This window comes from Microbacterium sp. NPDC091676 (assembly GCF_044756645.1).
Taxonomy (GTDB): domain Bacteria; phylum Actinomycetota; class Actinomycetes; order Actinomycetales; family Microbacteriaceae; genus Microbacterium; species Microbacterium paraoxydans_D.
The window spans coordinates 521318-547067 of the sequence record NZ_JBIVTI010000002.1; the positions used below are offsets into that span (position 1 = coordinate 521318).

22 protein-coding genes and 1 tRNA gene are annotated in these 25750 nt (G+C 71.7%); 12 read left to right on the plus strand and 11 right to left on the minus strand.

Going from position 1 to position 25750, the window contains the following annotated elements; all coding sequences use genetic code 11:
* Window positions 1-29 precede the first annotated feature (29 nt).
* A complete protein-coding gene (locus tag ACIQID_RS15755; protein WP_400286822.1) occupies window positions 30-2102 on the plus strand; it encodes a bifunctional lysylphosphatidylglycerol flippase/synthetase MprF in 2073 nt (690 codons plus the stop codon).
* Window positions 2103-2139: 37 nt separating this feature from the next.
* On the opposite strand, the gene ACIQID_RS15760 is transcribed toward ACIQID_RS15755, so the two are convergent.
* Window positions 2140-3417: an MFS transporter gene (locus tag ACIQID_RS15760; protein ID WP_400286825.1), complete on the minus strand. Its 1278-nt coding sequence runs from the start codon at window positions 3415-3417 to the stop codon at window positions 2140-2142.
* A 70-nt stretch (window positions 3418-3487) separates the two neighbouring features.
* Here ACIQID_RS15760 and ACIQID_RS15765 point away from each other — a divergent pair, with 70 nt between their 5' ends.
* On the plus strand, window positions 3488-4153 hold the full coding sequence (locus ACIQID_RS15765; protein WP_312675687.1) for a TetR/AcrR family transcriptional regulator: 666 nt from the start codon (window positions 3488-3490) through the stop codon (window positions 4151-4153).
* Here the strand turns inward: ACIQID_RS15765 and arfB are convergent.
* Both arfB and ACIQID_RS15775 read right to left on the minus strand, forming a co-directional pair.
* Window positions 4119-4559: an alternative ribosome rescue aminoacyl-tRNA hydrolase ArfB gene (arfB, locus tag ACIQID_RS15770; protein ID WP_312675689.1), complete on the minus strand. Its 441-nt coding sequence runs from the start codon at window positions 4557-4559 to the stop codon at window positions 4119-4121. The genes ACIQID_RS15765 and arfB overlap by 35 nt on opposite strands.
* 41 nt (window positions 4560-4600) lie before the next feature.
* A tRNA-Met gene (locus tag ACIQID_RS15775) sits at window positions 4601-4676 on the minus strand.
* Between the two features lie 220 nt (window positions 4677-4896).
* On the opposite strand from ACIQID_RS15775, the gene ACIQID_RS15780 reads away from it, so the two are divergent.
* The 3 genes from ACIQID_RS15780 (at window position 4897) to ACIQID_RS15790 (ending at window position 7254) form a co-directional block, all read left to right on the plus strand.
* A complete protein-coding gene (locus tag ACIQID_RS15780; RefSeq protein ID WP_400287138.1) occupies window positions 4897-5724 on the plus strand; it encodes an SDR family oxidoreductase in 828 nt (275 codons plus the stop codon).
* Window positions 5725-6027: 303 nt separating this feature from the next.
* Window positions 6028-6954: a hypothetical protein gene (locus ACIQID_RS15785; RefSeq protein WP_400286830.1), complete on the plus strand. Its 927-nt coding sequence runs from the start codon at window positions 6028-6030 to the stop codon at window positions 6952-6954.
* A 9-nt stretch (window positions 6955-6963) separates the two neighbouring features.
* The gene (locus ACIQID_RS15790) at window positions 6964-7254 is read left to right on the plus strand and encodes a DUF4229 domain-containing protein (protein ID WP_312675691.1); all 291 of its coding nucleotides are present in this window, start codon (window positions 6964-6966) and stop codon (window positions 7252-7254) included.
* 135 nt (window positions 7255-7389) lie between these two features.
* Here ACIQID_RS15790 and ACIQID_RS15795 read toward each other — a convergent pair whose 3' ends face one another.
* From ACIQID_RS15795 to ACIQID_RS15805, 3 genes are read right to left on the minus strand one after another with little or no spacing between them, the layout of a single operon-like run.
* Window positions 7390-8358 (minus strand): 1,4-dihydroxy-2-naphthoate polyprenyltransferase, encoded by a 969-nt coding sequence (locus ACIQID_RS15795; RefSeq protein ID WP_400286834.1) that lies wholly within the window; start codon window positions 8356-8358, stop codon window positions 7390-7392.
* Window positions 8359-8394: 36 nt separating this feature from the next.
* Window positions 8395-8685, minus strand: a complete 291-nt coding sequence (locus ACIQID_RS15800; protein ID WP_292786005.1) for a DUF4287 domain-containing protein — start codon at window positions 8683-8685, stop codon at window positions 8395-8397.
* Window positions 8686-8699: 14 nt separating this feature from the next.
* Complete coding sequence (locus ACIQID_RS15805) at window positions 8700-9059, minus strand: cupin domain-containing protein (RefSeq protein WP_312675694.1); 360 nt, start codon at window positions 9057-9059, stop codon at window positions 8700-8702.
* A 45-nt stretch (window positions 9060-9104) separates the two neighbouring features.
* Here ACIQID_RS15805 and ACIQID_RS15810 point away from each other — a divergent pair, with 45 nt between their 5' ends.
* Window positions 9105-10130, plus strand: coding sequence for a DUF5937 family protein (locus tag ACIQID_RS15810; protein WP_400286838.1), 1026 nt, complete (start codon window positions 9105-9107; stop codon window positions 10128-10130).
* Between the two features lie 7 nt (window positions 10131-10137).
* On the opposite strand, the gene ACIQID_RS15815 is transcribed toward ACIQID_RS15810, so the two are convergent.
* On the minus strand, window positions 10138-10596 hold the full coding sequence (locus ACIQID_RS15815) for an Lrp/AsnC family transcriptional regulator (protein WP_312675697.1): 459 nt from the start codon (window positions 10594-10596) through the stop codon (window positions 10138-10140).
* 72 nt (window positions 10597-10668) lie between these two features.
* Between ACIQID_RS15815 and ACIQID_RS15820 the strand changes: the two genes are divergently transcribed.
* Both ACIQID_RS15820 and ACIQID_RS15825 read left to right on the plus strand, forming a co-directional pair.
* Entirely contained in the window at window positions 10669-12120 is a 1452-nt protein-coding gene (locus ACIQID_RS15820; RefSeq protein WP_312675699.1) for a DUF6421 family protein, read from the plus strand.
* Between the two features lie 102 nt (window positions 12121-12222).
* Entirely contained in the window at window positions 12223-12882 is a 660-nt protein-coding gene (locus ACIQID_RS15825; RefSeq protein ID WP_400286843.1) for an SDR family NAD(P)-dependent oxidoreductase, read from the plus strand.
* 18 nt (window positions 12883-12900) lie between these two features.
* On the opposite strand, the gene ACIQID_RS15830 is transcribed toward ACIQID_RS15825, so the two are convergent.
* Entirely contained in the window at window positions 12901-14334 is a 1434-nt protein-coding gene (locus tag ACIQID_RS15830; protein ID WP_400286845.1) for an MFS transporter, read from the minus strand.
* Window positions 14335-14394: 60 nt separating this feature from the next.
* On the opposite strand from ACIQID_RS15830, the gene ACIQID_RS15835 reads away from it, so the two are divergent.
* On the plus strand, window positions 14395-15462 hold the full coding sequence (locus tag ACIQID_RS15835) for a threonine aldolase family protein (RefSeq protein WP_400286848.1): 1068 nt from the start codon (window positions 14395-14397) through the stop codon (window positions 15460-15462).
* Window positions 15463-15570: 108 nt separating this feature from the next.
* On the opposite strand, the gene ACIQID_RS15840 is transcribed toward ACIQID_RS15835, so the two are convergent.
* Window positions 15571-17346, minus strand: a complete 1776-nt coding sequence (locus ACIQID_RS15840; RefSeq protein ID WP_312675707.1) for a hypothetical protein — start codon at window positions 17344-17346, stop codon at window positions 15571-15573.
* A 222-nt stretch (window positions 17347-17568) separates the two neighbouring features.
* On the minus strand, window positions 17569-18174 hold the full coding sequence (locus tag ACIQID_RS15845; protein WP_259954327.1) for an NUDIX hydrolase family protein: 606 nt from the start codon (window positions 18172-18174) through the stop codon (window positions 17569-17571).
* A gap of 66 nt (window positions 18175-18240) precedes the next feature.
* Between ACIQID_RS15845 and ACIQID_RS15850 the strand changes: the two genes are divergently transcribed.
* Window positions 18241-18921: an alpha/beta hydrolase gene (locus tag ACIQID_RS15850; protein WP_400286853.1), complete on the plus strand. Its 681-nt coding sequence runs from the start codon at window positions 18241-18243 to the stop codon at window positions 18919-18921.
* Here ACIQID_RS15850 and ACIQID_RS15855 read toward each other — a convergent pair.
* The gene (locus ACIQID_RS15855) at window positions 18894-19163 is read right to left on the minus strand and encodes a hypothetical protein (RefSeq protein WP_400286856.1); all 270 of its coding nucleotides are present in this window, start codon (window positions 19161-19163) and stop codon (window positions 18894-18896) included. The genes ACIQID_RS15850 and ACIQID_RS15855 overlap by 28 nt on opposite strands.
* 283 nt (window positions 19164-19446) lie before the next feature.
* Between ACIQID_RS15855 and ACIQID_RS15860 the strand changes: the two genes are divergently transcribed.
* Together ACIQID_RS15860 and ACIQID_RS15865 are read left to right on the plus strand one after the other, a co-directional pair.
* Complete coding sequence (locus ACIQID_RS15860) at window positions 19447-21075, plus strand: ABC-F family ATP-binding cassette domain-containing protein (RefSeq protein WP_400286859.1); 1629 nt, start codon at window positions 19447-19449, stop codon at window positions 21073-21075.
* A 72-nt stretch (window positions 21076-21147) separates the two neighbouring features.
* Window positions 21148-25731 (plus strand): ATP-dependent helicase, encoded by a 4584-nt coding sequence (locus tag ACIQID_RS15865; RefSeq protein WP_400286862.1) that lies wholly within the window; start codon window positions 21148-21150, stop codon window positions 25729-25731.
* Window positions 25732-25750: the final 19 nt, after the last annotated feature.

The following is a 25750-nucleotide window of genomic DNA, read 5'->3' on the forward strand; positions in this document are numbered from 1 at the left end:
TGCGGCGGCCCCACCTCTACGCTGAGCGCATGACCTCGGAGCGCCCCTCGTCGGCCCGCCTCCTGTTCGGGGCCCTGCGGACGACGCCGGCGACGCTGACGATGATCGGTCTCGTACTGCTCACCGGCGTGATCTGGCAGGGGCTGTGGCGGCCGTTCGAGGACTCGGCCCTCTTCCCCGCCGTCGCCTACGGGCTGCCGAGCCTGGCCGAGGGCAAGTGGTGGACGCCGGTCACGGGGACGTTCTTCGTCAATGAACCCTGGGTGTACATCTTCACCATCGCCGGGTTCTGGGGCATGGGCTTCCTGGAGCACCGTCGCGGCACCCGGGTCGCCATCGCCTACTTCACGGTCGGGCAGCTCTTCGCCGTCTTCGCCACCGCCCTGTTCCTGCTGCTGGTGTCGCAGCTGCCGTGGGCGTGGGCGCAGACCCAGGCGCAGGCCCTCGACGTCGGGGCGTCCGGCGGGACCATGGCCTGCATCGCCGCCGCCGTCGGCCTGTTCCGTCCGCCCTGGCGGGTGCGCGCGTGGCTGGTGCTCCTCGGATTCGTCTTCGTCGCGATGATGTTCTGGGGAAAGCTGGCCGACCTCGAGCACCTGTTCGCGGTGCTGCTCATCCTCTTCGTCGACCGGAGCCTGCGTGTGCGGCGCACGACCGTCCGGGAGCAGCGGCTGATCGCCGTGATGGCGGTGCTCACGCTCGTGGCCATCGAGATCATCACGGTCCTCGTACCGACCGACGGTCCGTTCGGCCCGACGGAACCGGCGTCCGGCGGCTTCATCGACACGGCGATCGACGTCGCGGTGATCCTGTTCATCGCGAACGGCCTGCGGCGCGGTCGCCGCTGGGCCTGGGTGGTGGCCATCGTCCTCGGTCCGCTCAACGTGCTGGCCGCCACCCTCGTGCTCGTGCTCATCACCCTCACGAGCGAAGCGCAGCTCGAGACGGTGATCGATGCGGAGACCGAGCTGACGCTCGCCACGGGCGTGCTCTGGGCGCTCGTGCTGGTCTACCTCATCGCGGTGCGCCGGGCCTTCCGCGCGCGCCGCTCGACCGGACTCGGCCGGCAGCCCGCCCCGACGACGGACGAGCTCCGTCGCGAACTGCGGGCACATGGCGGGGGCACGCTCTCCTGGATGACGACCTGGGAGGGCAACGGCTATGCCCGCGTGGACGGCGGGATCGTCGCGTACCAGCGCCGCAACGGCGTGGCCCTGACCCTCGCCGACCCGATCGGCCCGGCGGAGTCCCGTGCGACGGCGGTGCGCGACTTCATCCACGCGGCCGAGGACGCCGGTCTCGTGCCGTGCTTCTTCAGTGCGGACGAGGCGACGAGGGCGGCGGTCCCGGAGACGTGGCGCAGCCTCGTGGTGGCCGATGACACGATCGTCGACCTCCCCGGTCTCACCTTCACGGGCAAGCGCTGGCAGCCCGTGCGCACCTCCCTCAACCGGGCAGGGCGGGAGCAGATGACCTTCCGACTCACCCATCTGACCGCGGAGACCTGGGGTCTGCGGCAGCAGCTCCGCGGGATCTCGGAGGCGTGGGTCGGCGACAAGGATCTTCCGGAGATGCGGTTCACGCTGGGAACCCTGGAGGAGGCGGAGGATCCCGAGGTGCGACTCGCCCTCGCGATCGCTCCGAACGGCGATGTCGACGGCTTCCTGTCCTGGCTGCCCGTGTACGGGGAGGGCGGGGTGGTGCGCGGCTGGACCCTCGACCTCATGCGACGCCGCGAGGGCGGCTTCGGACCGGTGATGGAGTATCTGATCGGCGCCTCCGCCCAGCAGTTCTCGGAGGAGGGCGCCGAGATCATGTCGCTCTCCGGCGCCCCCCTCGCGCACGACTACCCGCCGGACGCGGGGGTGATCGCCGCGCTGAGCGAGCGTCTGGCCGACGCGCTCGAGCCCGTCTACGGCTTCCGTTCGCTGCACCGCTTCAAGGAGAAGTTCCACCCCCGCTACGAGACCATGTACCTCCTCTTCCGGGACGAGAGCGACCTCACCCGCATCGGCGGCGCCCTCACTCGGGCCTTCCTCCCCGATGCCACTTTGCGGCAGTTCGCCGGGGCGGGAGTGGAGCTCGTCCGCGGCGAGCGCTGACCCCCGCGGACCCTCGACGCCCGCGCCGGGCCCCGGCTCAGACCCGCGCTTCGGCGACCCCGACGGCGTCCTGCGCCTCCGAGACGGGACGCTTCGCGGTGTTCGCGATGTGCGCCCGCGCGACGACGAGCGCGGCGACGACCATGATCCCGACGCCCAGCCAGTACGGCGCGGCATGGCTGACCGCGGTGTAGAGGGCCGCCGCGATCAACGGGGCGATCGTGCCCATCGCGGCGTTGAGGGACTGCGTGGCGCCTCCGAGCCAGCCCTGCTCGTCGTCGCCGACGGCGTTGGACATCGCCCCGTCCATCGCGGCCTGCGCCGCGCCCTGACCGGCGGCGAGCAGGAGCGCGCCGACGATGAAGAGCCACGGCTGGGCGAGCAGCGAGGCCACGACCGCGAGACCGGCGAGACCGATCGCCTGCGCGGTGATGGCGCTGACGATCACGCCGCGCTCCCCCATCCGCGGCAGCAGGATGCCGAGCAGCACGCCCTGGATGAGGATGTCGATGATGCCGACCCCCGCCGTGAGCAGGCCGATCTGCGTCGGTCCCCACTGGATGGCGTCGAGGGCGAGCACGCTGAAGTTGTTCACGAAGAAGCCGAACGGCAGCGCGAGCAGTGCGAACGCGATCATCAGCCCTCGGAGCTCGGGCCGGCCGAACGCGGTACGGAACACGCCGAACGGCTGGACATCGCGGAGAGCGATCCGGGCGATGCGGTTCTCCGGCCGCAGGCTCTCCGGCAGCAGGAAGATGCTGAGGACCGCGATCGTGAGACCGACCGCCGTGGTCAGGAATACGGGCAGGCGCAGATCGACCGCGGCGAGCAGACCGCCGATGGCGGGACCGATCATGGTGCCGATGCCGGTCAGTGCGCCGAGGAGCCCGAAGCGCTGCGCGCGCTTCTCGGGCGGCGTGATGTCGGCCAGGTAGGCGAACAGGGCGGGAAGGTCTCCGGCCGTCAGCCCCTGGATGACACGGGCGAGCACGAGCACCCAGATCGCCCCGCCCACGCCGAAAAGCGCCATCGAGAAGGCCGCGCCGAACGCCGCGACGATGATGACGGGTCGTCGTCCGAACCGGTCGGAGAGCCGCCCGAGGAGCGGTGCGGCGAGGAAGGCGCACAGCCCGTTGACCGCTTCCAGCACCCCGACCCAGAGAGCGAGGTCGTGTTCGTGCGCGACGTACTGCAGCACGACGAACGGCAGGACGGGAAGGACGACGGTCATGCCGATGACCGTGAGCATCGTCAGGACGACGAGCATGACCCAGGCGCGGCCGGCGCCGCGAACGGGAAGATGAGGTGAAGTCATACCGAAAGTGTAGCGATACCAGTTTTGGTGTCAATTCAGTTTTGGTTCCGATGCGCGATAGGGTGGCCGCATGACGACGCCCCCGCCCCCGGGCCGCCGCGAGCGCAAGAAGGCCGCGACCCGCAAGAACATCTCCGACGTGGCCACCCGGATGTTCCTGGAGCGCGGATTCGACAACGTGAGCATCCGCGAGGTCGCCGACGCCGCCGATGTCTCCCCCACCACCGTGTTCGCCCACTTCCCGCAGAAGGAGGCTCTCGTCTTCGACGAGGACGACGAGCAGCGCGATCGCCTCGTCTCGGCGGTGCGCGACCGGCCGACCGGCGTGACGATCAATCGGGCCATCCACGACTTCTACGCGGCCGAGGTCGGCGCCAACCTCGACGAGCACGGCGACGACGTGGCCCGCGTCTTCCTGCGCTTCCTCAACGAGACGCCGGCGCTCCGCGACTACGCGTCGAAGATGTGGCTGCGCCATGAGGATGCGCTCGCCGCGGCCATCGCCGACGAGCTCGGCATCCCGACCCCCACCCCCGAGGTCCGGGTGTACGCGCGGTTCGTCCTGCAGATGCAGATCCTCGTCACCGAGAGCGACGATCAGCAGGAGGTGCTCGACGCCGGCTCCGCGCTCCTCGAACACGGCTGGGCCCCGATCGAGGAGCGGCTCACCGGCTCGCCGAGCGCAGAGCGGCCGGCGGACGTCAGTCCTCGCGGGGGCGCCGCCGCAGGCTCTTGACGTCGGTGCGGCGGCGCTTCGCCGTCAGCCGCCGCTCCTTCGATCCCCGACTCGGCTTCGTCGCCCGCCGGGCCGGCGCCGGCGGACGCATCGCCTCCGCGACGAGCGCGGCGAGCCTCTCCCTGGCCGCTTCCCGATTGCGCAGCTGCGCGCGGTGCTCGGAGGCGGCGATCGTCAGCACGCCGTCGACCAGCCGTCCGCGGAGCCGCTCCAGGATCCGCTCCCGCTGCGTCGACGACAGGGCCGCGGAGTTCGCCGCATCCCACACCAGCTCGACCCGGGAGTCGGTGGTGTTCACGCCCTGACCGCCGGGGCCCGACGATCGGGAGAACCGCCAGGACAGCTCGACCTCCGGGATCGTCAAACCCGCGGAGACCCGGAGTCCGGGGCGAGGGGCGGAAGGCATGCCTCCATCATCCGGGATGAGCGGCCGCGCACGGGACCAAGTGGACGCGACGGCGGGAGTCGAACCCGCAACGCCTCCGGATATGAGCCGGGGCCCGGGACCGCCCGGATCGCCGCGATGGGGATGACGTTACCCGGCCGTGATCCTTCCCGCCAGGACCGTTGCCTGGGATAACACCATGAGTCGCCGGATGACGGAGACGGCTAGCGTCGCCGCCGCTCTCCGTCAACCGGTTCGCCCGCGCCGAGCCGCCCCCGTACCGTCGCTCGCACCGATGACGACCGAGCAGGAGGCCGACATGTCCGAATCTCAGCACAACGACAAGACCCCGACGCCGATGGCGGAAGCCGGAGACCCGCAGGCACGGCTGGAGGCCGAGGCCCGCCGCGCGATCGTGACCGGCGCCGACTCCGGGATCGGCCGCGCCACCGCCGTCGCCCTCGCCGCAGCCGGGATCGACGTCGGCATCACCTGGCACAGCGACGAGGCCGGCGCCCAGGAGACCGCGGACGAGGTGCGCAGTCACGGCGCCCGCGCGGTGGTGACGCAGCTCGACGTCTCCGACATCCCCGCGTGCGGCGACGTGATCGACGAGCTGATCGCGGAACTCGGCGGCGTCGACGTGTTCGTCAACAATGCCGGCGCCGGACTCCAGACCCCGTTCCTCGACGTCACGCTCGAGGAGTGGAACCGCGTGCTCGACACCGACCTCACCGGCGCGTTCGCGTGCCTGCAGCGGGCGGCCCGGTCGATGGTCGCCGCGGGGCGCGGGGGGCGGCTCATCTCCGTGACCAGCGTGCACGAGCACCAGCCGATGGTGGGGGCGAGCGCGTATGACACCGCCAAGCACGGCCTCGGCGGACTCATGAAGAACCTCGCGCTGGAGCTCGGTCGGCACGGGATCAGCGCGGTGAGCGTCGCCCCGGGCGAGATCGCGACCCCGATGACCGGGCAGACCGACACCGACCCGCACGCCGAGGACCGCCCCGGCATCCCGCTCGGACGCCCCGGGGACGCGCGCGAGGTGGCCGCCCTGATCGCCTTCCTCGCCTCGCCGGAGGCCGCGTACATCTCCGGCGCCTCCGTCGTGATCGACGGCGGGATGCTCCAGATGGGACCACAGGCGGGTGCGGCGATCGAGAGCCACGACTGGCGCACGGTCTGAGCACGATACGGGCGGCGTCGAGGAGGGCGAACGCTGAGGTGTGGCCCGCACCCGAACGAGCCACACCCCCAGTGCGTTGCACTGCCGGATGCGAGCATCCGGTGAACCGTCACCGTGAGGCGACGGCCACCTCGCGGCGGTACTGGCCCCCACCAGCGGACCGCGAGGCGTCGTCGAGCGCGACTCCATGAAGATCAGCACTCAACACGTAACACGATACAACTGTCTGTTCGATCGTGCGAATCGACCTAGGTCAATCCGTGAAAATTCGCATGCGGTCTCCGGATCGGCGACGATGGACGGATGCGGTGGCCGTGGAACACGATGTGGCGTCCGATGCGTCGGCGTCGCCGGCGCAGCGGCATCGAGCTGCGCTGGCTCACCGCCCGCTCCTGGACGCAGCGCTGGTACCCCCAGGGCATCGACGTCGGCGAGCGCCGCGGACGGCGCGCCCTCGCGGTGAGCTGGTTCCGCCAGGATGCTTCGGGGCGCCACCTCGCCTCGCGGGTCGTGCTCGTGGACCGCGAGCGCGCCCGCCGCATCGACATCGTGCTGGCGGTCGCCGACGACGACGGCGTCCTGCAGCCCGCGCCCATCCATGCGGGCGGTCTCGCCTGGTTCGGCGACCGCCTGTTCGCGGCGGCGACAGGTCAGGGCATCTGGGAGTTCGACCTGGGGGCGCTCCGGCGCGTGCACGGCACGGAAGCGCAGCGGATCCGCGGAGGCACCAGCCGCCGGGACCGACGGACGACGATCGTCGCGGTGCGGACGCGGCGCCACCCGGTCGCCCTGCGGTGCTCCTTCCTCGGTCGGGTGTTCGACGCGGACGGGACGCCGCTCCCCCGCGTGCTCATCGGCGAGTACCGGGGTCAGGAGACCGGGGCGATCGGCGAGTTCACGGTCCCCGACGGCACCGACGGCGGCTTCGTGGAACGGGAGCGCTTCACCCCCGGGATCCGGCACATGCAGGGAGCCGTGCGGTGGGGCGACCGCTACTTCGTGTCGCAGTCCGACCACCTGCGCCCCGGGGTGCTGTGGTCGGGGCCTCGCCCGGCGCTCACCCGACACCCCGTGGCCCTGCCGGTCGGCTGCGAGGATCTGGCCCTCGATCCCGACGACGACATGCTGTGGACCCTGGGCGAGCATCCGTGGCGGCGCGTGGTGCGGGGCATCCCGTTCGCGGCCCTCGGGCTCCGGCGTCACGGAGGGGGCACAGATCCGCGAACGTAGACTGGAGGGGTGAAGAAGCCCGCCCCCCTCCTCGTCTACACCGTGCTGCGCCTGCTGGCGTTCCTCGTCCCGCTGGCCATCCTGTGGCTCTTCTTCCCGATCTTCCGCGAGTTCTGGTGGCTGGCCGCCATCTTCGCCGCCCTCATCGGCGTGAGCATCTCGATGCTGTTCCTCCGCGCTCCGCTCTCCGACGCCTCGGCACGCCTGCACGAGCGCCGGCAGGGGAAGGTGTCCGGGCAGCAGGCCGACGCCGACGCGGAGGACGAACTCGTCGACCGCGCCCCCGACGACCGCCCCTGACGGCCCCGCCGCGCACAGCTTCGGAGGCCCGAGGCAGGTCCGATTGTTGGACCGGGTCGTAAAACTCTCGGCTGACCCATAGGTTCGAGCGGCATCTCGGTCCCTGTGCCCGGCGGCGCGGGCGACGGGGACGGGTCAGCCGGCGAAGGCCCAGAAGAGGGCCCCCGCGTAGAGCAGTGAGGTCAAAGAGGTGAGCGCGAGGGCGATCACCAGTTCCCGCGGCTGCCGGTAGGTCCAGACGATCACGATCGCGGGGAGACCGGCCAGGAGCGCGAGCAGCGCGAGCCAGGCGATCGGGAACAGCAACGCGAGGAACACAGCGATGCCGAACGGCACGAGCACGAAGAGCGTGAAGAGGACCTGCGTGGCGCGGCGGCCGATGAGGACCGTCAGCGTGCGCTTGCCGACCTCGCGGTCCTGATCGATGTCGCGGAGATTGTTGGCCAGCAGCACCGCGCAGGCGAACAGTCCGGCGGCGATCGCTCCCAGCCAGGCCTGCTGCGGGAGCATGAAGACCTGCACCCAGGTGGTGCCGAGGGTGGCGACGAGCCCGAAGAACACGAAGACGAAGACCTCGCCGAGGCCGTAGTACCCGTACGGCCGCTTCCCGCCGGTGTAGAACCACGCGGCGACGATGCAGGCCGCGCCGACCGCGAGCATCCACCACTGCTCCGTGCGTACGACGATCGCGACGCCGACCACGGCGGCGAGCGCGAAGAAGACGAGGCCGATGACGAGCACCGTGCGCGGCTTCACGCGGCCGGAGGCCGTGAGCCGCGCCGGGCCCACCCGATGGGCGTCGGTGCCGCGGATGCCGTCGCTGTAGTCGTTGGTGAAGTTCACGCCGATCTGCAGCAGGACCGCCACGGCGAGGCACGCGAGCGCGATCACCCAGTGGAACTCCGGGCCCGTGCTCCGCGCGGCTCCCGTACCGATGACGACGGGGGCGATCGCGAGGGGCAGCGTTCGCAGACGCGCCGCACCGATCCAGTCGCCGATCGTCACGGGACCCGCTTCGACGACCGGCCGCTTGGCCGGGTTGCCGCTGGTGCGCGGCGGGGTGCGACGACCGGACTTCTTCTTGCGCTGGGAGGATGCTGCCACCCACGGAATCCTAGTCGTCGCGGCGAGGCGACGAGCTCAGCGGTGCGGGTTGCTGTCCTTGCCGTCGAGCCAGAGCTCGTCGGTCTTGTCGGCGTGCGACCCGGTCGTGCCGACGTGCTTGTCGCTGATCTTCGGTCCCTTGAGGATGACGTGGACCATCGCCTGCGCGTGGCCGTGGCCGAGCCCGTACTCCTGCTTGAGCCAGTTGAGGACGACGGTGGACTTCGTGCTCTCGTCGAAGCCCTGCTCGTGGGCGAGGTCGATGAACTGCCGCGGCGTCAGCCCGGTCTGGGTCTCGACCTTGTCGAGGTATGCCTGGAAGGACATGGTGGTCTCCGCTCTCAGTCCTCGTCGAGGAACGTCTGGATGATCGTGTCGGACGCGTGGATGCAGAGGATCCGGAGGAGCCCGGTCCCCGCGTTGGTGAAGCCATGTGGCGTGAAGGCGGGCGCGGTGGCGGTATCTCCGGCTCGCGCGACGAGGGCGTCGTCGCCGATCCGGATACGCACCGTGCCCTCGAGCACGATCCAGGTCTCAGAGTAGGGGTGCCAGTGCAGCCCCGGCCCCTCCCCTGGCTGGTTCTCGACGAAGAAGTAGGAGACGGCGGCTCCGTGCTCGGCGCCGACGAATCGGCGGCTGCGCCCTGTGCCGATGCGGATCGCCCCACTCGGGACGAGGACGGGAAGGTCGATCTCGGTCATGACCCCAGTGTCGACAGCACACGGGGGACCTCCTAGAGTTTCGACGTGGATCGAAACTCCGTGCCCGTCGAGGGCGTCGACCACCCGGATCACCGGGTCGAGTTCCACCTGAGTCCCGGTGACATCCAGGCGGTGCGGCTCGGCATCTCCCCCGGGCACGAACTGGCGCACGCGGTGCGCGTGCTCCTCCGCCCGGCGGCGCACCCTCTGCAGTGGGGGTGGCTCCGCACCGCGCGGGAGGGGCTGCCGCGCGACGCCTTCGCGCTCCTGGCGACGGTGATCGGCGACGACGGCTACCTTCCGGACTTCCTCACCAGCACTCCGCGCGACGACCTGACCCCCGAGGCCGAGCTCGCCGCCCTGCGGGAGGCGGCGCTCGACCCGCTGCGCGTCGACCTCGGCAAGCGGATCCAGCGCTCGACGGGCGCACAGCGTCAGGCCCTGCGCGACCTGTCCGCCCGGCCGGCGCGCGCACGTGCGATGATCGCCGACGCCTGGGAGGAGGTCTGGGAGGCCGCGTTGGCACCGACCTGGCCTCAGCTGGAGCGACTCCTCCGGGCCGACATCGCCGTTCGTGCCCGGGTGATCGCGACGACCGGCATCGCCGGGATGGCCGGCGCCCTCCATCCCCAGGTCTCATGGGGCGCGGGTGCGGTGCGGGTCTCGCTCCGCCGGCACAGTGAGGAGGTGGACTGTCGCGGCAGCGGCCTCGTGCTGGTGCCCTCCGTCCTCTCGTCCTGGGGCTGCCTTGTGCTCACCGAGCCGCCGGCACAGCCGACGCTGTTCTATCCCGCCCGTGGCGTGACCGCGGGGTGGGCACGGGACACGGGCGAGACCGTGGCAGCCCTGGGGGCCCTGCTCGGCCCAGCGCGCGCCGGCATCCTCCTCACCGCGGGGACGCCGCGCACGACCTCGGAGGTGGCCGCCGATGCGGGGCTCGCGCTGTCGACGGCGTCGCACCATCTCACCGTGCTGCGGGACGCCGGGCTCGTGGCAAGCGAGCGGGACGGCTCCCGCATGCAGCACGTGCGCACACCCTTGGGCGAGGCGCTCGTCGGCGCGCTGCTCTGACGCCGCCCTACTCGGCGGTGGCGACAGGAATGATGGGCCGGTGCTCGTAGTACGTCTGCAGGACCACGGTCGTGCGCGTGCTCACGTTCGCCGCGAGCCGGACGTCGCGGACGAGCTGCTCCAGATCGCGCGGCGTCGGCACGCGGACGAAGAGCATGTAGCTCGCGTCGCCGGCGATGGAGTGGCAGGCCTCGATCGCATCGAGGTGCTCCAGGAGCTCGGGGGCGTTGTCCGGCTGGGCCGGATCGAGCGGCGTGATCTCGATGAAGGCGGACAACGGAGTGCCCGCCTGCTCGGGGTCGAGGATCGCGCGGTAGCCGGTGATGACCCCGCGGGTCTCGAGCCGCCGCAGCCGCGACTGCACCGCCGACACCGACAGCCCGACGGCGTCGGAGAGCTGAGACAGCGTGGCCCGCCCGTCACGGGAGATGGTCGCCAGGATCGAACGGTCGACAGAATCATCCATAGCTGTAAGATTATCGTCAGGATTCCGTTATCACCGGAATCTTTCCGTTTTTCACTGCGATCGGAGGTTCCGATGTCCCTCGTTTCCGCCAACAGTTCCGCTGTTCAGGCCGTCGTCGGCGAACCCGAGGTCGTCGAGGATGCGTCGATCGTCGAGAACTCCGCCGCCTGGGCGCAGCTCAAGCAGGCGGCGATCGCCATCCGGGAGCTGCAGATCAAGGACGGCTCGATCCCTGGCGCTTCGACGAGCTCAGCGACCCGGGACCAGGCGACCGCACTCGTCGGGGAGATCACCGCGGCGATCCGGGCACTCGCCCCCGCTTTCCCCCACGACGCGGACTACCTCGCCGCCTCCGTCGCCGACTTCGAGCGCTGGGCGGCCGAGGACTTCGGCGTGCCGGACTTCCTCGACTCGCTCGTGGCCTTCCAGCCGCAGCAGCATCGCGTCGACGGCATCCGCCACCTGGTCGTCTTCCCGATGTACACCCAGAACGGTTCGAGCGACCGCCTGGTCGAGGCGCTCATCGTCGAGACCATCTGGCCGGAGTTCATCGCCGCGCTCGAGGCGGGCGACTACGGCAACAAGCTCTTCGTCTCGCTGCGACTCGTCGACTTCACGCCCGGCTACGACACGAACTCCGCGGTGCTCTTCCCGGAGACCGTCGCCATGCGCGAGATCCCGACCTTCACCTGGGGCGCGATCTTCCAGGACCGTGAGGCCGCCCGTTACCGCCGCGTGGTCCGCGCGGCCTCGGAGATCACCAACCTCGATCTTCCCGAGCGCGCGGCGGCGATGCTGGAGGACCAGGAGGTCGCCGAGAAGACCTTCGTGATGTGGGACATCATCCACGACCGCACCCACATGCGCGGAGACCTGCCCTTCGACCCGTTCATGATCAAGCAGCGGATGCCGTTCTTCCTCTACTCGCTGGAGGAGATGCGCTGCGACATGACGGCGTTCCGCGAGTCGGTGAAGATCGAGCGGGCCCTGGATGCCCGGGTCGCGGCGGGCGAGGAGCTCACGGAGACCGAGCGGGAGATGCACGAGTATGCGCACCTCGTGCAGTACGCCGTGATCTTCGACCGCATCTTCCGCTTCGCCATCACCGGCACGCGCGTGCGCAACTACGACGCGGTGGGTGGCCAGCTCCTGTTCGCCTGGCTGCACCAGCGCGGCGTGCTGCACTGGACCGACACGGCGCTCGCCTTCGACTGGGAGAACGTGCCGGACGCCGTCGTGGCCCTCGGGGACGCGATCGACGACCTGTACTGGCACTCGATCGACCGCCCCAAGGTCGCGCACTGGCTCGCCGCCTACGATCTGGTCCGCGGCACGCTGACTCCGCATCCTGCCTCGCAGTGGGCCCGCGGGCTGTCGGACGAGATCCTCGCCGGAGCGCCGAAGGGCTACACCGACGCGGTCCTGGACGACGAGTTCCCGCTGTCGATGTTCTTCGAGACGCTCGACAAGAAGATGAAGCCGGTCATCGAGTCGACGGTCGGCATCCGCGGTACGGACGACTGATCCGCACCGCTTCGTTGTGACGCTGGGGCGCACCACCTCTGCGGCCGGAGACCCGGATCCCGGGTCCGGCCGCAGAGGCATCTCCGACCGAGAGGACACCGCATGACGACGTCGACGAGCCAGGGAGCTGGGGACCGGGTGGTCGTGCTGGCGGGGGCGACAAGCGCCGCGGGCCTCGCGGCGACGAGGGCGCTGCGCGACGCCGGGGCGCGGGTGATCGCCACCGGCCGTACGGACGAGCGGCTGCGTCCGCTGGCCGAGGCGGGCGCCGAGACCGAGCTCGCCGATGCGACCTCCCTCGCCGAGATGACGGCGCTCGCCGCGCGACTCGAGACGGTCGATGCGGTCGTGCCCCTCGTGGGTGGCTGGCGGGGCGGCGGCGGCCTCGCCGGGCAGACCGACGACGACTTCGCGGCACTGCTGCCGGCGCTGGAGGCGGTGCGGGCGACGAGCCGCGCCTTCGATGCCCACCTCCGCGCCTCCGCTGCCGGACGATTCGCGATCGTGTCGTCGACCGCCGTCGCACGCCCCCTCGCCGGCGGAGCGAACTATGCAGCGGTCAAAGCGGCGAGCGAGGCCTGGACCCGCGCCGTCGCCCAGGGATTCTCCAAGGCGGCGCGGGAGGCCGACGAACCGCTGCGGGCCGCTGCCGTCGTGTTCCGCGCCAAGGCCCTCGACCCTGATGTCCTCGCCGCGCGTCTCGTGGGGCTCTGGAACGTCGACGCCGCGGACCTCAACGACCGGGTGCTCGACCTGGGCTGAGTCCCCCTCCTCGGACGATCACCGGGTTTCGGGCGGTATGCCGGGGACGATCGGCGGGGCGTCACGGAACGCGTGCGGGCCGTCGCCCGCTTCGTCCACGGCGTCGGCTGCCGGTTCGGGAGCCTCCTCCGGAGCCGGGTCGGGGGCGGTCGCGTACAGCTCGGTGAGCGTGCGGTACGACCGGGTGAAGAAGGCCAGGGTCGCGGCCACCACCATGATCAGCCCCGCGAAGAGGCAGATCAGCGCGATGCCCCGCGCTTCGCCCTCGCCGAGGAGCCACCCCCACTGCCGCTGCCCCTGCGCGCTGTCCATGTACGGGATCACGAGGAACTCGGCGATCGGAGCGATGAGGAACGCGGTGATCGGAGCCGCCGCCGCCTCCATCGCCGCCGCGGTGCCGAACACCCGCCCCTGCCGCGCGAACGGCACGACCTTCTGGATGACCGTCTGCTCCGCGGCCTCGACGGGCGGCACGAGCGCCATGTACACCCACATGCCGAGGACGTACAGCGGCCACCACTCCCGCAGCATGAAGATCGCCCCGAGGAGCCCCATCGCGATCACGACGAGCAGCATCGTGCGCACGGGCTTCCTGCCGAGGCCGAACTTGGCCACGAGCCCGCCGCCGATCAGGAAGCCGGTCGAGGCGAAAGCGAGGGCGAACCCCCACATCTGCGCGTCGAACAGGGTGAGTCCGTACGGATCCATGAGCGCCATGTAGACGCCGCCGATGAGGTTGTTGAACGTCGAGAAGACGATGAGCGCGAACAGTCCTGGCGCCTGGCGGATCGCCCGGATGCTGCCGCGGAGATCGACGGCGCTCTTCGCCTCCGGGTCGACCTCGGGCTCCGCCTCCGGGATCCGGATGAACAGCAGGTGGGCGAAGGTGAGGGCCATCGCCGCGATCGCGATCCCCAGCGTCCACCCCATGCCGAGGAAGCCGATGGACAGACCGGAGAAGACGCTCGTGACGAGGAAGGCGAGCCCCTGCACCGTGCCGACGAGACCGTTGGCGTTCGCCCGCTTCTCCTCCGGCACCAGCAGCGTGACCGTGGTGGACAGGGCGATGTTGCGGAGCTGTTCGATCACTCCGCCGAACAGGATGACGCCCGAGAACAACCAGAACCATGGTCCGCCGAGGTCGAGCAGGGACGCCTCGGGCTGCCACAGGTAGAGCACGCCCGCGACGAGGAAGGCCACCGCCGAGATGACGCTCGACAGGAGCATGACGCGGTGCTTGCGATGCCGGTCGACGATGGTGCCGAACACCATCGCGAAGAACGCGACGAACAGCATGTACGCGCCGCCGATGATGCCCGTGGCCAGCACCGACCGGGTCTCGATGTAGACCCAGAAGGTGAGGGCGAACCACAGGAAGCTCGTCGTGACGTTGGCGATCAACGTGTTGACGAGGACGTTCGCGAAAGCGGTCTTCGCCGCGCTGCGCTCCATGGGTTCGAGGGTAGAGCGGGCCTCGGACATCCGGTAGGGGAAGGCGATTAGGCTTGTCCGGTGAGCATCCCGCACGACCCCGCCATCCGGGGCTTCGCCAGTGACAACTACTCCGGCATCCACCCCGAGGTCCTGGCGGCCCTCGCGGCCGCGAACGGGGGCCATCAGGTGGCCTACGGCGAGGACGCCTACACCGCCCGCCTGCAGGAGGTGTTCCAGGCGCACTTCGGCGACACCGCCGCCGCGTTCCCCGTGTTCAACGGCACCGGGGCGAACGTCACCGGCCTGCAGTCGATGCTGCCGCGCTGGGGCGCCGTGATCGCGGCCTCGACCGCGCACATCAACGTCGACGAGGGCGGAGCGCCCGAGAAGATCGGCGGCTTCAAGCTCCTCACCGTCCCCACCGACGACGGCAAGCTGACCCCCGAGCTCATCGACCGCGAGGCCTGGGGCTGGGGCGACGAGCACCGCGCGCAGCCGCTCGTGGTCTCGATCACGCAGTCCACCGAGCTCGGCACGCTGTACACCGCGGAGGAGATCCGCATGATCGCCGATCACGTGCACGAGCGCGGCATGAAGCTGCACGTCGACGGCGCGCGCCTGTCGAACGCGGCCGCCGCCCTCGACCTGCCGCTGCGGGCGTTCACGACCGACGTCGGGGTGGACGTGCTGACCTTCGGCGGCACGAAGAACGGGGCCATGCTCGGCGAGGCCATCGTCGTGCTGAACCCGGACGCCGCCGTCGGCCTCAACTACGCCCGCAAGTTCAACATGCAGCTCTCGTCGAAGATGCGCTTCGTCTCGGCCCAGCTCATCGCGCTGCTCGACGGCGACCTCTGGCTGCGCAACGCCCGGCACGCCAACGCCATGGCGGCCCGGCTCCGCGGGCGGATCGAGGACGGCCTCGCCGACGGATCGATCGTCGGGGTGGAGTTCACGCAGCCGACGCAGGCGAACGGCGTGTTCGCGACCCTGCCCGAGGGCATCGCCGATCAGCTCCGCGACGTGTTCCGCTTCTACGACTGGGACGCCGCCCGCCGCGAGGTGCGCTGGATGTGCGGCTTCGACACCGAGGAGTCCGACGTCGACGCCTTCGTCGACGCCCTCGCCCGCCTGACCCGCCCCTGACCCGCCCCCCTGACCCGCCGAGACCCCGGGTTCTCGTCGAGACCCCGGGGTGCCCGCGGGTCTACGCCGGGGTGTGGGCGGGAACCCGGGGTCTCGGCGGAGGGAGGCCTACCGCTTCGACTTGCGGTAGCCGGCCTTGACGGCGGCGCTCTCCGTGGAGAAGCACACCTCGGGCTTGGTCTTCGCGTAGTACGCCCCGCTCCGCACGTGGTAGATCATCGACTGCGCGTTGCCCTTGATGGGAGCCCAAGCCGGGCAGTTCCACGTGGAGACCGGCGTGGTGCGGGCGGGATACGTCACGGCGGCGGTCTGCGCGGAGGTGCGCGCGGCCGTGACGTAGCCGCTCTTCGTCCCGGTGACCTTGACCGTGATCCTCGACTTCACCATGGCCGCCGTGACGACCAGCGTGGAGCCGGTCGCCCGCGCGATCGCGCGACCGTTCATGTACCACTGATAGCTCAGGCGCGTCCCGCCGGTCCATGTCGAGGCGACCGCCGTGAGCCGGGAACCCACGATCGCGGAGCCGGTGATCCGGGGCGTCGGAGCGGTGAGGATCCCCTTGACCGCGGCCGTCGGCTTCGAGCGCTTCGATGCTGCGGCGTACCCCGACTTCGTCCCTGACACGACGACCGTCACCGGCTTCAGTGCCGCGGAGGACGGGATCTTGAAGGAGGTCCCGGTCGCTCGGGACACGGCCACGCCGTCGACGTACCACTGGTAGGTTACGCGCGTCCCCGCCGTCCACGTCCCGGTCTTGACCTTGAGGGTCTGTCCGACGGTGGCGGTGCCGGTGATGGCGGGGGTCGGCGCGCTCAGCGCGCGCAGCACGGCCGACGTCGCCGCCGACGCGACGGTCGCCGATGCGAAGGCCGCCTTCTTCCCCGTCACGCGCACCGTGATGCGGGCGCCCGCGTGCGCGGTCGTGAGGGTCAGGGACGACGCGGTGGCCTTCGAGATCGCGACGCCGTTCGCGTACCACTGGTATCCGAGCGCGGCGCCCGACGTCCAGGCCCCCGGCGCCGCGCGGAGCGTCTGCCCGACCGTCGCCGTCCCGCTGATCGTGGGAACGGACGTCTCCATCCGGTGCAGCGGCTCGAGCGCGGCGACGACTCCGGACTGCGTGGCCCCGGCGGCAAGCGTGATGGTCCGCGCCTTCTCGAAACGAGGAGCATCGTCCCACCACTCCGAGACCGCTCCCGCCGATCCCGAGACGAAGGCCACACGATACGCGCCCGCGGGCAGTCCGCCGACGGCGAAGGTGCCGGCGTCGGTCACCGGGGTGGCGGCCGTCACCGCCGTCCCCGCTCCCGAGACCGGGTACACGGCGACGACGACCCGCTGCCCGGTGATGTCGGTCCCCTTCGGCGCGGTCACGCTCCCGGAGATCAGGGCGGAGGGCTCGAGCCGCATGTCACGGACGACGCCCTCGGGTCCGACGGCCAGGACCTCGCCGCGCTGCGGACCGCCCAGGTCGAACACGGCGCGCCCCTCGGACACCACACCGAGGACGATGTCGCCCTGCGGCACGCGCAGGGAGTAGGAGCCGTCGGTGAGCGCGGCCGCGGCGACGGGGGTGTCGACACCGGGGGCGTAGGCCGCGACGAAGGTGCGCCCGCGGGACAGGTCGGCGCCGCTCGGGAACGTGACGCGGCCGGAGACGGTGGCGGTGCGGTCGGGGTCGGTCGGCGCGGGGGCCTCGGCGACCGACGCCGCCCTCGCGACGGCCGCGGGAAGCGCTTCCGCGACTCCCGGGAAGGCCGGGTCGAGCGCGGTCGTGGCCGCGGTCGCCGGTGTCGCGACGAAGACCAGGCCGGAGGCGAGGAGGGCGGCGGCGACCGTGACGGCCAGCGCACGGAGGCTGCGGAGAGGAGCGGCGAACGCCATGGGCATCCTTCGGGACGGACGCGGTCGACGACCGCGCGGATCAGGGCGTTCTGAGCAGATCACCTTCGTCATGAATACCGGTTCCCCGGCTCGGAGGACAAGCTTTCATCTTCCGCCGAGACCCCGAGCTCTCGTCGAGACCCCGCCTTCAGCGCGCGGCGACACCGGGGTCTCGACGCGAACCCGGGGTCTCGGGGAGAAGAAGGAGGGAGGAGAAGGGGGTCAGCGGAGGAGGCCGAGGCTGGCGAGCGCGTGGCGGATGAGGGTGCCGCGGCCGCCCTCCATCTCCGCGGCGACGGCGTCGGAGGCGGCGGCCTCCGGGGAGAACCACGTCACCTCGAGGGCGTCCTGACGCGGCTCGCACGTCCCGGTCACGGGCACCACGAAGGCGAGGGAGACCGCGTGCTGACGGTCGTCGTGATACGCACTCACCCCCGGGATCGGGAAGTACTCGGCCACCGTGAACGGCAGCGGCTGCGGCGGCAGGAGCGGGAAGGCCATGGGACCGAGGTCGTTCTCGACGTGGCGGAACAGGGCGTCGCGGATCGTCTCCCCGAAGCGCACGCGACCGGACACGATCGTGCGCGTGATCTCGCCGAGCGGGGTGGACCGCAGCAGCACGCCGATCTCGGTGACCTGACCGGAGCCATCGGTGCGCACGGGGATCGCCTCGACGTACAGCATGGGCAGATGGCGCCGCGCCTCTTCCAGCTCGACGTCGCTCAGCCAGCCGGGGTTCGCGTCCGGGCTCGGCGGGTTCGCGTCGCGGAACGAGCCGAGGCCCTCGTCTTCGGGCTCCGGCTCCGGATCGGGTGTGCGCACCGCCATGCCTCCTTTCTACCAGCCGTCCTCGCTCCGGGGCAGCACCGGCGCGAGCCCTGGCAGGATGACGGTGTGACCGAGAACCTGACGATCGACGATGCGGCGACCCGCTGGTCGCCCACCGACCGCGCCGGGCTCCCGCTGCTCGTGCTGCTGCACGGGTACGGCGCCGACGAGCACGACCTCTTCGGCCTCGTCCCGTATCTGCCCCCGGGGATCGCGGTGGCCTCCGTCGCCGCGCCGCTGACCCCGCCCTGGCCGACCCCCGGTCGCTCCTGGTACCCGATCGAGGGGCTCGACGGACGCAGCTCCGCCACCGTCACCCCCGCGGCCGAGGCGTTCCTGCGCTGGCTCGACGACGCCGCGACGGACGCGCCGTCGGTGGCGCTGCTCGGATTCTCCCAGGGCGCCGCAGTGTCGCTGCAGGCCCTGCGGCTGGCCCCCGAGCGGTTCGGTGCGGTCGTCGCGCTGAGCGGGTACGCCGCCCCGGACCCCCTCCCCGGCGATGCGCACCTCGCGGAGGTCAGCCCCCCGGTGTTCTGGGGCCGCGGTTCGCACGACGACGTCATCCCCGCGCCGCTGATCGCCCACACGGCGCAATGGCTCCCCACGCACACGACCCTCTCCGGTCGCGTCTACAGCGGCCTCACCCACAGCATCTCCGAGGAGGAGCTCGGAGACGTGCACCGGTTCCTCACGACCTGGGTCGAGGGGATCGGCGCGGATCAGGCGGAGGGGTCCCGGCCGTCCTGAGCGCCGTCGGCGGAGTCCGGGTCGTCGACATCGTCCTGCTCCCTGTCTCCCCTGCCGCCCCCGGAACCCCGGAAGGCCACGGACAGGGCGATGCCGATCGCGAGTCCGATCCCGATGCCGAGGGCCCAGTTGCCCAGCGCCATCCCCATCGAGACGCCGATCGCCACACCGAGCGCGAGACCGATGCCGAGGCCCGTCCGTGCGCGCATCTCGTCGGGACTGGGGTTCCGATCGTCTGCCATGCCTCCACGGTATGAGCCGTCGCGCGGCCCCGCATCCCCCGCGCGACGGACCGGCGACACGCCCGGGAGTTGCGCGGCGCGACACGCCCGGGTATCGTCGTGGCGTCCTGTCCGCCGTGTCTGGAAGTCCTTTGATCTGAATCGTCGCCTCCGCGCCCCTCTTCTCGCGCGCTGACCCGACGATCGCCGACTCCCCGGCAGACGCCCTCCTCCGCTTCCGTGACTCCACGGTCCGGCAGGGGCTCGGTGTCAGTGCAGCCTCGCACTCGACAGGAGACACCCCATGTCACAGCCCTCTTCCTCGCACGCCGCCGTCGTCCTCGACCGGCTGTCCTTCACCTGGCCCGACGGCACGGTCGCCCTCGACGGCGTGTCCGGAGCCTTCGGCGCCGGGCGCACAGGACTGGTCGGCCGCAACGGCGCCGGCAAGTCCACGCTGCTCCGGCTGATCGCCGGGGAGCTCGCCCCCACCTCCGGAACCCTCAGCGCCTCGGGCGAGGTCGCCTTCCTCCCCCAGCAGCTCACGCTCGACGTGGACCGCCGGGTGTCCGACCTCCTCGGGGTGACGGCAGCCCTCGATGCCGTGCGGGCCATCACCGCCGGTGACGTCGATCCCGCGCACTTCGACGCGGTCGGCGACGACTGGGACATCGAGGCGCGGGCGGAGGCCTCCCTCGCGGAGGCCGGGCTCGCCCCCGCGTTCCTCGACCGCACGGTCGGCGAGCTGTCCGGAGGGGAGGCCGTGCTCGTCGCGATCGCCGGCATCCGGCTGCGGCGGGCTCCCATCACCCTCCTCGACGAGCCGACGAACAATCTCGACCGCGACGCCAGGGCGGCCCTCGCCGCGATGGTGCAGTCGTGGAAGGGCACGCTCATCGTCGTGAGCCACGACCTCGCTCTGCTCGAGCTCATGGACGACACCGCCGAGCTGTACGGACGGAACCTCTCCGTGTTCGGCGGCCCCTACTCCGAGTGGCGCGCGTGGCTCGACGCGGAGCAGGACGCGGCGAAGCAGGCCGAGGTCGCCGCCGCCCAGGTGCTCCGCAAGGAGAAGCGCCAGCGGATCGAAGCCGAGGTCAAGCTCGCCCACCGGGCCCGGACCGCCAAGAAGGCCGAGGTCGAGAAGCGCGTCCCGAAGATCGTCGCGCACGGTCGGAAGATGGCCGCCGAGGTGTCCGCGGGAAGGCTGCGCACCGAGGTCGGCGCGAAGGAGGACGCGGCCCGCGCGGCACACGATGCCGCGGGGCGACGGGTCCGCTCCGACGCGTCGATGAAGATCGAGCTGCCGGACCCCGACGTGTCGCGGAGCCGGCGGATCGCCGAGCTCGGCGATCCGGAACGGTCGTGGGTGATCCAGGGTCCGGAGCGCGTGGCTCTCATCGGCCGCAACGGCGCCGGCAAGACGACGCTGCTGGAGCGGCTGGTCTCCGGCGTCGCGCCCGACTCCGGACACGAGGCACGGGAGCGGCCGGAGCTCCGGGTGGAGGCGCTCACCGACCGGATCGGCTACCTGCCGCAGCGGGTCGACGGTCTCGACGAGGGCCTGTCCGTCTTCGCGAACGTGGCCGCCGCGGCACCGCAGGTCCCGGAGAAGGAGCTCCGCAACCGGCTCGCCCGGTTCCTCATCCGGGGCGGGACGACCGACCGCCCGGTATCGGCGCTCTCCGGCGGGGAGAGATTCCGGGTCGCCCTGGCCCGGCTGCTCCTCACGGATCCGGCGCCGCACCTCGTCGTCCTCGACGAGCCGACGAACAACCTCGACCTCGACACGGTCGACCAGCTCGTCGAGGCGCTGCGGGCCTACCGAGGGGCGGTGCTCGTCGTGAGCCACGACGACGCCTTCCTCGCCCGGCTCGACCTCGACCTGACCCTCGAGATCGATGCCGACGGCGGGTTGCGGGAGGTGGGGTGACCCGTCACTCCTTCCGTCTGCACGGTGTCAAGGTCCGAGCCGGATGTCGGTGGGGTCGGGAATGATGGAGGCATGAGCGACGTGCTCGACCGCTTCACCCCGGCCACACAGGACTGGTTCCGGGGTGCCTTCACCGCACCCACACCGGCACAGGCGGGCGCGTGGGAGGCGATCTCCGCCGGCAAGCACGCCCTCGTCGTCGCCCCGACCGGTTCCGGCAAGACCCTGTCGGCGTTCCTCTGGGCGATCGACAGCGTGTTCCGCGAGCGCGCCGACCTCCCGGAGGAGCCGAAGAAGGACGGGTCCCGCACGCGGATCCTCTACATCTCGCCGCTCAAGGCTCTCGGTGTGGACGTGGAGCGCAACCTGCGCTCGCCCCTCATCGGCATCGGGCAGTCCGCGCGGCGACTCGGTCTCACCGCCCCCGGCATCACGGTGGGCGTCCGCTCCGGCGACACCACGTCGAGCGATCGCCGCAAGCTCGTGTCCGATCCCCCCGACATCCTCATCACCACGCCCGAGTCGCTGTACCTCATGCTCACGAGCCGGGCCGGCGACACCCTGCGCGACGTGCACACGGTCATCATCGACGAGGTGCACGCGGTCGCCGCCACCAAGCGCGGCGCGCACCTCGCGGTGAGCCTGGAGCGCCTGGACGCCCTCCGCCGCTCCCACGGCGCGGAGACCGCAGCGCAGCGCATCGGCCTCTCGGCCACCGTCCGCCCGATCGACGAGGTCGCGCGCTTCCTCGGCGGCGCCGACCCGGTCGAGATCGTCGCTCCCCCGGCGTCGAAGACCTTCGAGCTCGGCGTCGTCGTGCCGATGGACGACATGACCAACCCGCCACCGCCGCCCGGGGCGCCGCCGGAGGCCCCGGGAATCGATGCGGAGTACACCGAGGTCACCGGCTCGGTGTGGCCGCACGTCGAGGAGGCGATCGTCGACCGCATCCTCCAGAACAACTCGACCATCGTCTTCGCGAACTCCCGCCGCCTCGCCGAACGGCTGACCGGACGGCTGAACGAGATCTATGCGGAGCGGATCGGGGTCGCGCTTCCGGAGCCGACCGTGCCCGCCGCGATGATGGCGCAGGCGGGGTCCACCGCCGGCGCCGATCCCGTGCTCGCCAAGGCCCACCACGGCTCGGTGTCGAAAGAGCAGCGCGCGCAGGTCGAGGAGGAGCTGAAGTCGGGGGTGCTCCGCTGTGTGGTCGCCACGAGCAGCCTGGAGCTCGGCATCGACATGGGCGCCGTCGACCTCGTGATCCAGGTCGAGGCGCCGCCGTCCGCGGCCTCCGGGCTCCAGCGCGTGGGACGGGCCGGACACCAGGTCGGCGAGATCAGCCGCGCGGCCCTGTTCCCGAAGCACCGGGGCGACGTGCTGCACACCGCGATCGTGACGGAGCGGATGCTGGCGGGGAAGATCGAGGCCATCCAGGTGCCGCGGAACCCGCTCGACATCCTCGCCCAGCAGACCGTCGCCGCCAGCGCCCTGGCCGCCATCAGCGTCGAGGAGTGGTTCGAGACCGTCCGCCGCTCGGCCCCGTTCCAGTCGCTCCCCCGCTCCGCGTACGAGGCCACGCTCGACCTGCTGGCCGGTCGCTTCCCCTCCGACGAGTTCGCCGAGCTGCGGCCGCGCCTCGTCTGGGATCGCGACGCCGGCACCCTCACCGGCCGTCCCGGCGCGCAGCGGATCGCGGTCACCAGCGGCGGCACCATCCCCGACCGTGGCCTCTTCGGCGTCTTCGTGGCCGGCGAGTCCACCGGCGCCCGCGTGGGCGAGCTCGATGAGGAGATGGTGTACGAGTCCCGCGTCGGGGACGTGTTCACCCTGGGCACGACGAGCTGGCGCATCGCCGAGATCACCCACGACCGGGTCAATGTCGTCCCCGCCTACGGCCAGCCCGGCAAGGTGCCGTTCTGGCACGGCGACGGCATCGGCCGCCCGTTCGAGCTGGGCGAGGCGCTCGGGGCGTTCTCCCGCGAGGTGTCCGCCGCGAAGCCGGAGAAGGCGGAGCAGCGTCTCATCGCGGCCGGGCTCGACGAGCAGGCGCGCGCCAACCTCCTCGCGCATCTCTCCGAGCAGCGGGAGGCCACGGGCACCCTGCCGACGGACCGCACGCTGACGGTGGAGCGCGGACACGACGAGGTCGGCGACTGGCGCGTCATCCTGCATTCCCCGTACGGCATGAAGGTGCATGCGCCCTGGGCGCTCGCGATCAATGCTCGGGTGCGGGAGCGTCTCGGCGTCGAGGGCTCCGCGGTGGCGAGCGACGACGGCATCATCGTGCGCATCCCCGACGCCGAGTCGGAGCCGCCCGGTGCGGAGCTCTTCGTGTTCGACCCCGACGAGCTGGAGCAGGTCGTCACGCAGGAGGTCGGCGGCTCGGCGCTGTTCGCCTCGCGGTTCCGCGAGTGCGCCGCGCGGGCGCTGCTCATGCCCCGCACGAACCCCAACCGCCGCACGCCGCTGTGGCAGCAGCGCCAGCGCTCGGCCCAACTCCTCGAGGTCGCACGCCGGCACCCCACGTTCCCCGTGATCCTGGAGACCCTGCGCGAGGTGCTGCAGGACGTCTACGACCTGCCCTCGCTGCGCCGGCTGGCGACGAGCATCTCCGACCGCCGCATCCGCCTCGTCGAGACGCAGCCGGGGCAGCCGTCGCCGTTCGCGCGCGACCTCCTCTTCGGCTACGTCGGCGCGTTCATGTACGAGGGCGACTCCCCTCTGGCCGAGCGCCGGGCCGCCGCCCTGTCCGTCGATCCCGCGCTGCTGGGCGAGCTGCTGGGCACGGTCGAGCTGCGCGAGCTCCTCGACCCCGACGTCATCGCGCAGTTCGAGCGCGAGGCCCAGCGCCTCGACCCGGAGCGTCGGGCGCGCGGCCTGGAGGGCGTCGCCGACCTGCTCCGGCTGCTCGGACCGCTCGACGCCGACGAGGTGGCGGCACGCCTCGATCCGGAGTCCACCGGCGGAGCGACCGCGGCGACGCTGCTCGACGACCTCGTGACCGCGCGACGGGCCATCCCCGTCACGATCGCCGGGGTGGCCAGGGTCGCCGCGATCGAGGACGCCGGGCGCCTGCGCGACGCTCTCGGAGCGGCCCTGCCGACCGGCATCCCGGTGGCCTTCCTCGAGCCTCTGGCGGATCCCCTCGGCGACCTCGTGGCCCGTCACGCCCGTACCCACGGCCCGTTCACCACCTCAGCCGTCGCCGAGCGATTCGGTCTCGGCACCGCGGTCGCCCGGCACACCCTGCAGCGCCTGGAGACGAACGGCCGCCTCACGAGCGGGTACTTCCTCCCCACCGCGGCCGGCAGCGGCGACGACATCGAGTGGTGCGACACCGAGGTGCTGCGGCGGCTGCGCATGCGGTCGCTCGCGGCGATCCGCGGGTCGGTCGAACCGGTCTCCCCGGAGGCCTATGCGCGGTTCCTGCCGGACTGGCAGCACCTCGGTCGGCCCCTGGAGGGCATCGACGGCGTGCTCACGGTGATCGAGCAGTTCGCCGGCGTCCCCATCCCCGCCAGCGCCTGGGAGTCGCTCGTCCTGCCGTCGCGGGTGCGCGACTACAGCCCGGCGATGCTCGACGAGCTCACGGCCGCGGGCGAGGTGATCTGGTCCGGACACGGCACGCTCCCCGGGCGCGACGGGTGGGTCTCGCTGCACCCGGCCGATCTCGCCCCGTTCACCCTGCCCGATCCGGACGCGGAGATCGCCGCGGAGTCCCTGGAGGCACGCCTCCTCGCGGCCCTCGCGGCGGGTGGCGCGTACTTCGCCACGCAGCTCAAGGAGATGACCGGCGCCGAGAACGAGCAGTCGGTGTTGGAAGCCCTGTGGTCGCTGACCTGGTCCGGGCACGTCACCAACGACACGTTCGCGCCGATCCGCTCGCTGCTGGCCGGGGGTTCTCAGGCCCACAAGGTCAAGCGCCGCGCTCCGCGTGCGCGCACCTATCGCGGCATGTCGCTCACGCGCACCGCTCCGCGCCCGACCTCCATCGGCGGTCGGTGGTCGCTGCTCCCCGAGGTCGAGACCGATCCGGCGCGCCGCGCGACCGTCACCGCCGGACTGCTCCTCGACCGCTACGGGGTGGTCACCCGCGGAGCCGTGCAGTCGGAGGGTGTCCCCGGCGGTTTCGCGCAGGCGTACCGCGTGCTGGCCGGGTTCGAGGAGGCGGGGCACTGCCGTCGCGGCTACGTGATCGAGAAGCTCGGCGCGGCACAGTTCGCGGCATCGGCCACGGTCGACCGTCTCCGCACGTACGCCGGCCTCGCCGACCCCCCGCCGCGGAAGGCCGTCACCCTGGCGGCCACCGACCCGGCGAACCCGTACGGCGCGGCGCTGGGGTGGCCGAAGCTCGAGGGCGTGTCGCATCGACCCGGCCGCAAGGCCGGGGGCCTCGTGGTTCTCGTCGACGGCGCCCTCGTCCTGTCGCTCGAGCGCGGCGGACGGACCGTGCTGTGCTTCACGGACGACGAGGAGGTGCTGCAGGCCGCCGCCGCCGACCTCGCGACGACGGCCAGAGACCGCCGCCTCGACACCCTCACCGTCGAGAAGGTGAACGGCGAGGGGGTGTACGGCACGATCCTCGGGCGGGCTCTGCAGGAGGCGGGCTTCGTGCAGACCCCGCGCGGCTTCACGCTCCGCAAGGCCGTCTGACCCCGACATCACCCCGACC

Coding starts and splice junctions, on each gene's coding strand:
- ACIQID_RS15805 (WP_312675694.1), bottom strand. CDS start 9,059: ATGACCGAGATCGACCTTCCCGTCCTCGTCCCGAGTGGGGCGATCCGC.
- arfB (WP_312675689.1), bottom strand. CDS start 4,559: ATGCCTTCCGCCCCTCGCCCCGGACTCCGGGTCTCCGCGGGTTTGACG.
- ACIQID_RS15780 (WP_400287138.1), top strand. CDS start 4,897: ATGGCGGAAGCCGGAGACCCGCAGGCACGGCTGGAGGCCGAGGCCCGC.
- ACIQID_RS15830 (WP_400286845.1), bottom strand. CDS start 14,334: ATGGAGCGCAGCGCGGCGAAGACCGCTTTCGCGAACGTCCTCGTCAAC.
- ACIQID_RS15820 (WP_312675699.1), top strand. CDS start 10,669: ATGTCCCTCGTTTCCGCCAACAGTTCCGCTGTTCAGGCCGTCGTCGGC.
- ACIQID_RS15785 (WP_400286830.1), top strand. CDS start 6,028: ATGCGGTGGCCGTGGAACACGATGTGGCGTCCGATGCGTCGGCGTCGC.
- ACIQID_RS15765 (WP_312675687.1), top strand. CDS start 3,488: ATGACGACGCCCCCGCCCCCGGGCCGCCGCGAGCGCAAGAAGGCCGCG.
- ACIQID_RS15760 (WP_400286825.1), bottom strand. CDS start 3,417: ATGACTTCACCTCATCTTCCCGTTCGCGGCGCCGGCCGCGCCTGGGTC.
- ACIQID_RS15815 (WP_312675697.1), bottom strand. CDS start 10,596: ATGGATGATTCTGTCGACCGTTCGATCCTGGCGACCATCTCCCGTGAC.
- ACIQID_RS15845 (WP_259954327.1), bottom strand. CDS start 18,174: ATGGCGGTGCGCACACCCGATCCGGAGCCGGAGCCCGAAGACGAGGGC.
- ACIQID_RS15865 (WP_400286862.1), top strand. CDS start 21,148: ATGAGCGACGTGCTCGACCGCTTCACCCCGGCCACACAGGACTGGTTC.
- ACIQID_RS15825 (WP_400286843.1), top strand. CDS start 12,223: ATGACGACGTCGACGAGCCAGGGAGCTGGGGACCGGGTGGTCGTGCTG.
- ACIQID_RS15755 (WP_400286822.1), top strand. CDS start 30: ATGACCTCGGAGCGCCCCTCGTCGGCCCGCCTCCTGTTCGGGGCCCTG.
- ACIQID_RS15840 (WP_312675707.1), bottom strand. CDS start 17,346: ATGGCGTTCGCCGCTCCTCTCCGCAGCCTCCGTGCGCTGGCCGTCACG.
- ACIQID_RS15860 (WP_400286859.1), top strand. CDS start 19,447: ATGTCACAGCCCTCTTCCTCGCACGCCGCCGTCGTCCTCGACCGGCTG.
- ACIQID_RS15800 (WP_292786005.1), bottom strand. CDS start 8,685: ATGTCCTTCCAGGCATACCTCGACAAGGTCGAGACCCAGACCGGGCTG.
- ACIQID_RS15855 (WP_400286856.1), bottom strand. CDS start 19,163: ATGGCAGACGATCGGAACCCCAGTCCCGACGAGATGCGCGCACGGACG.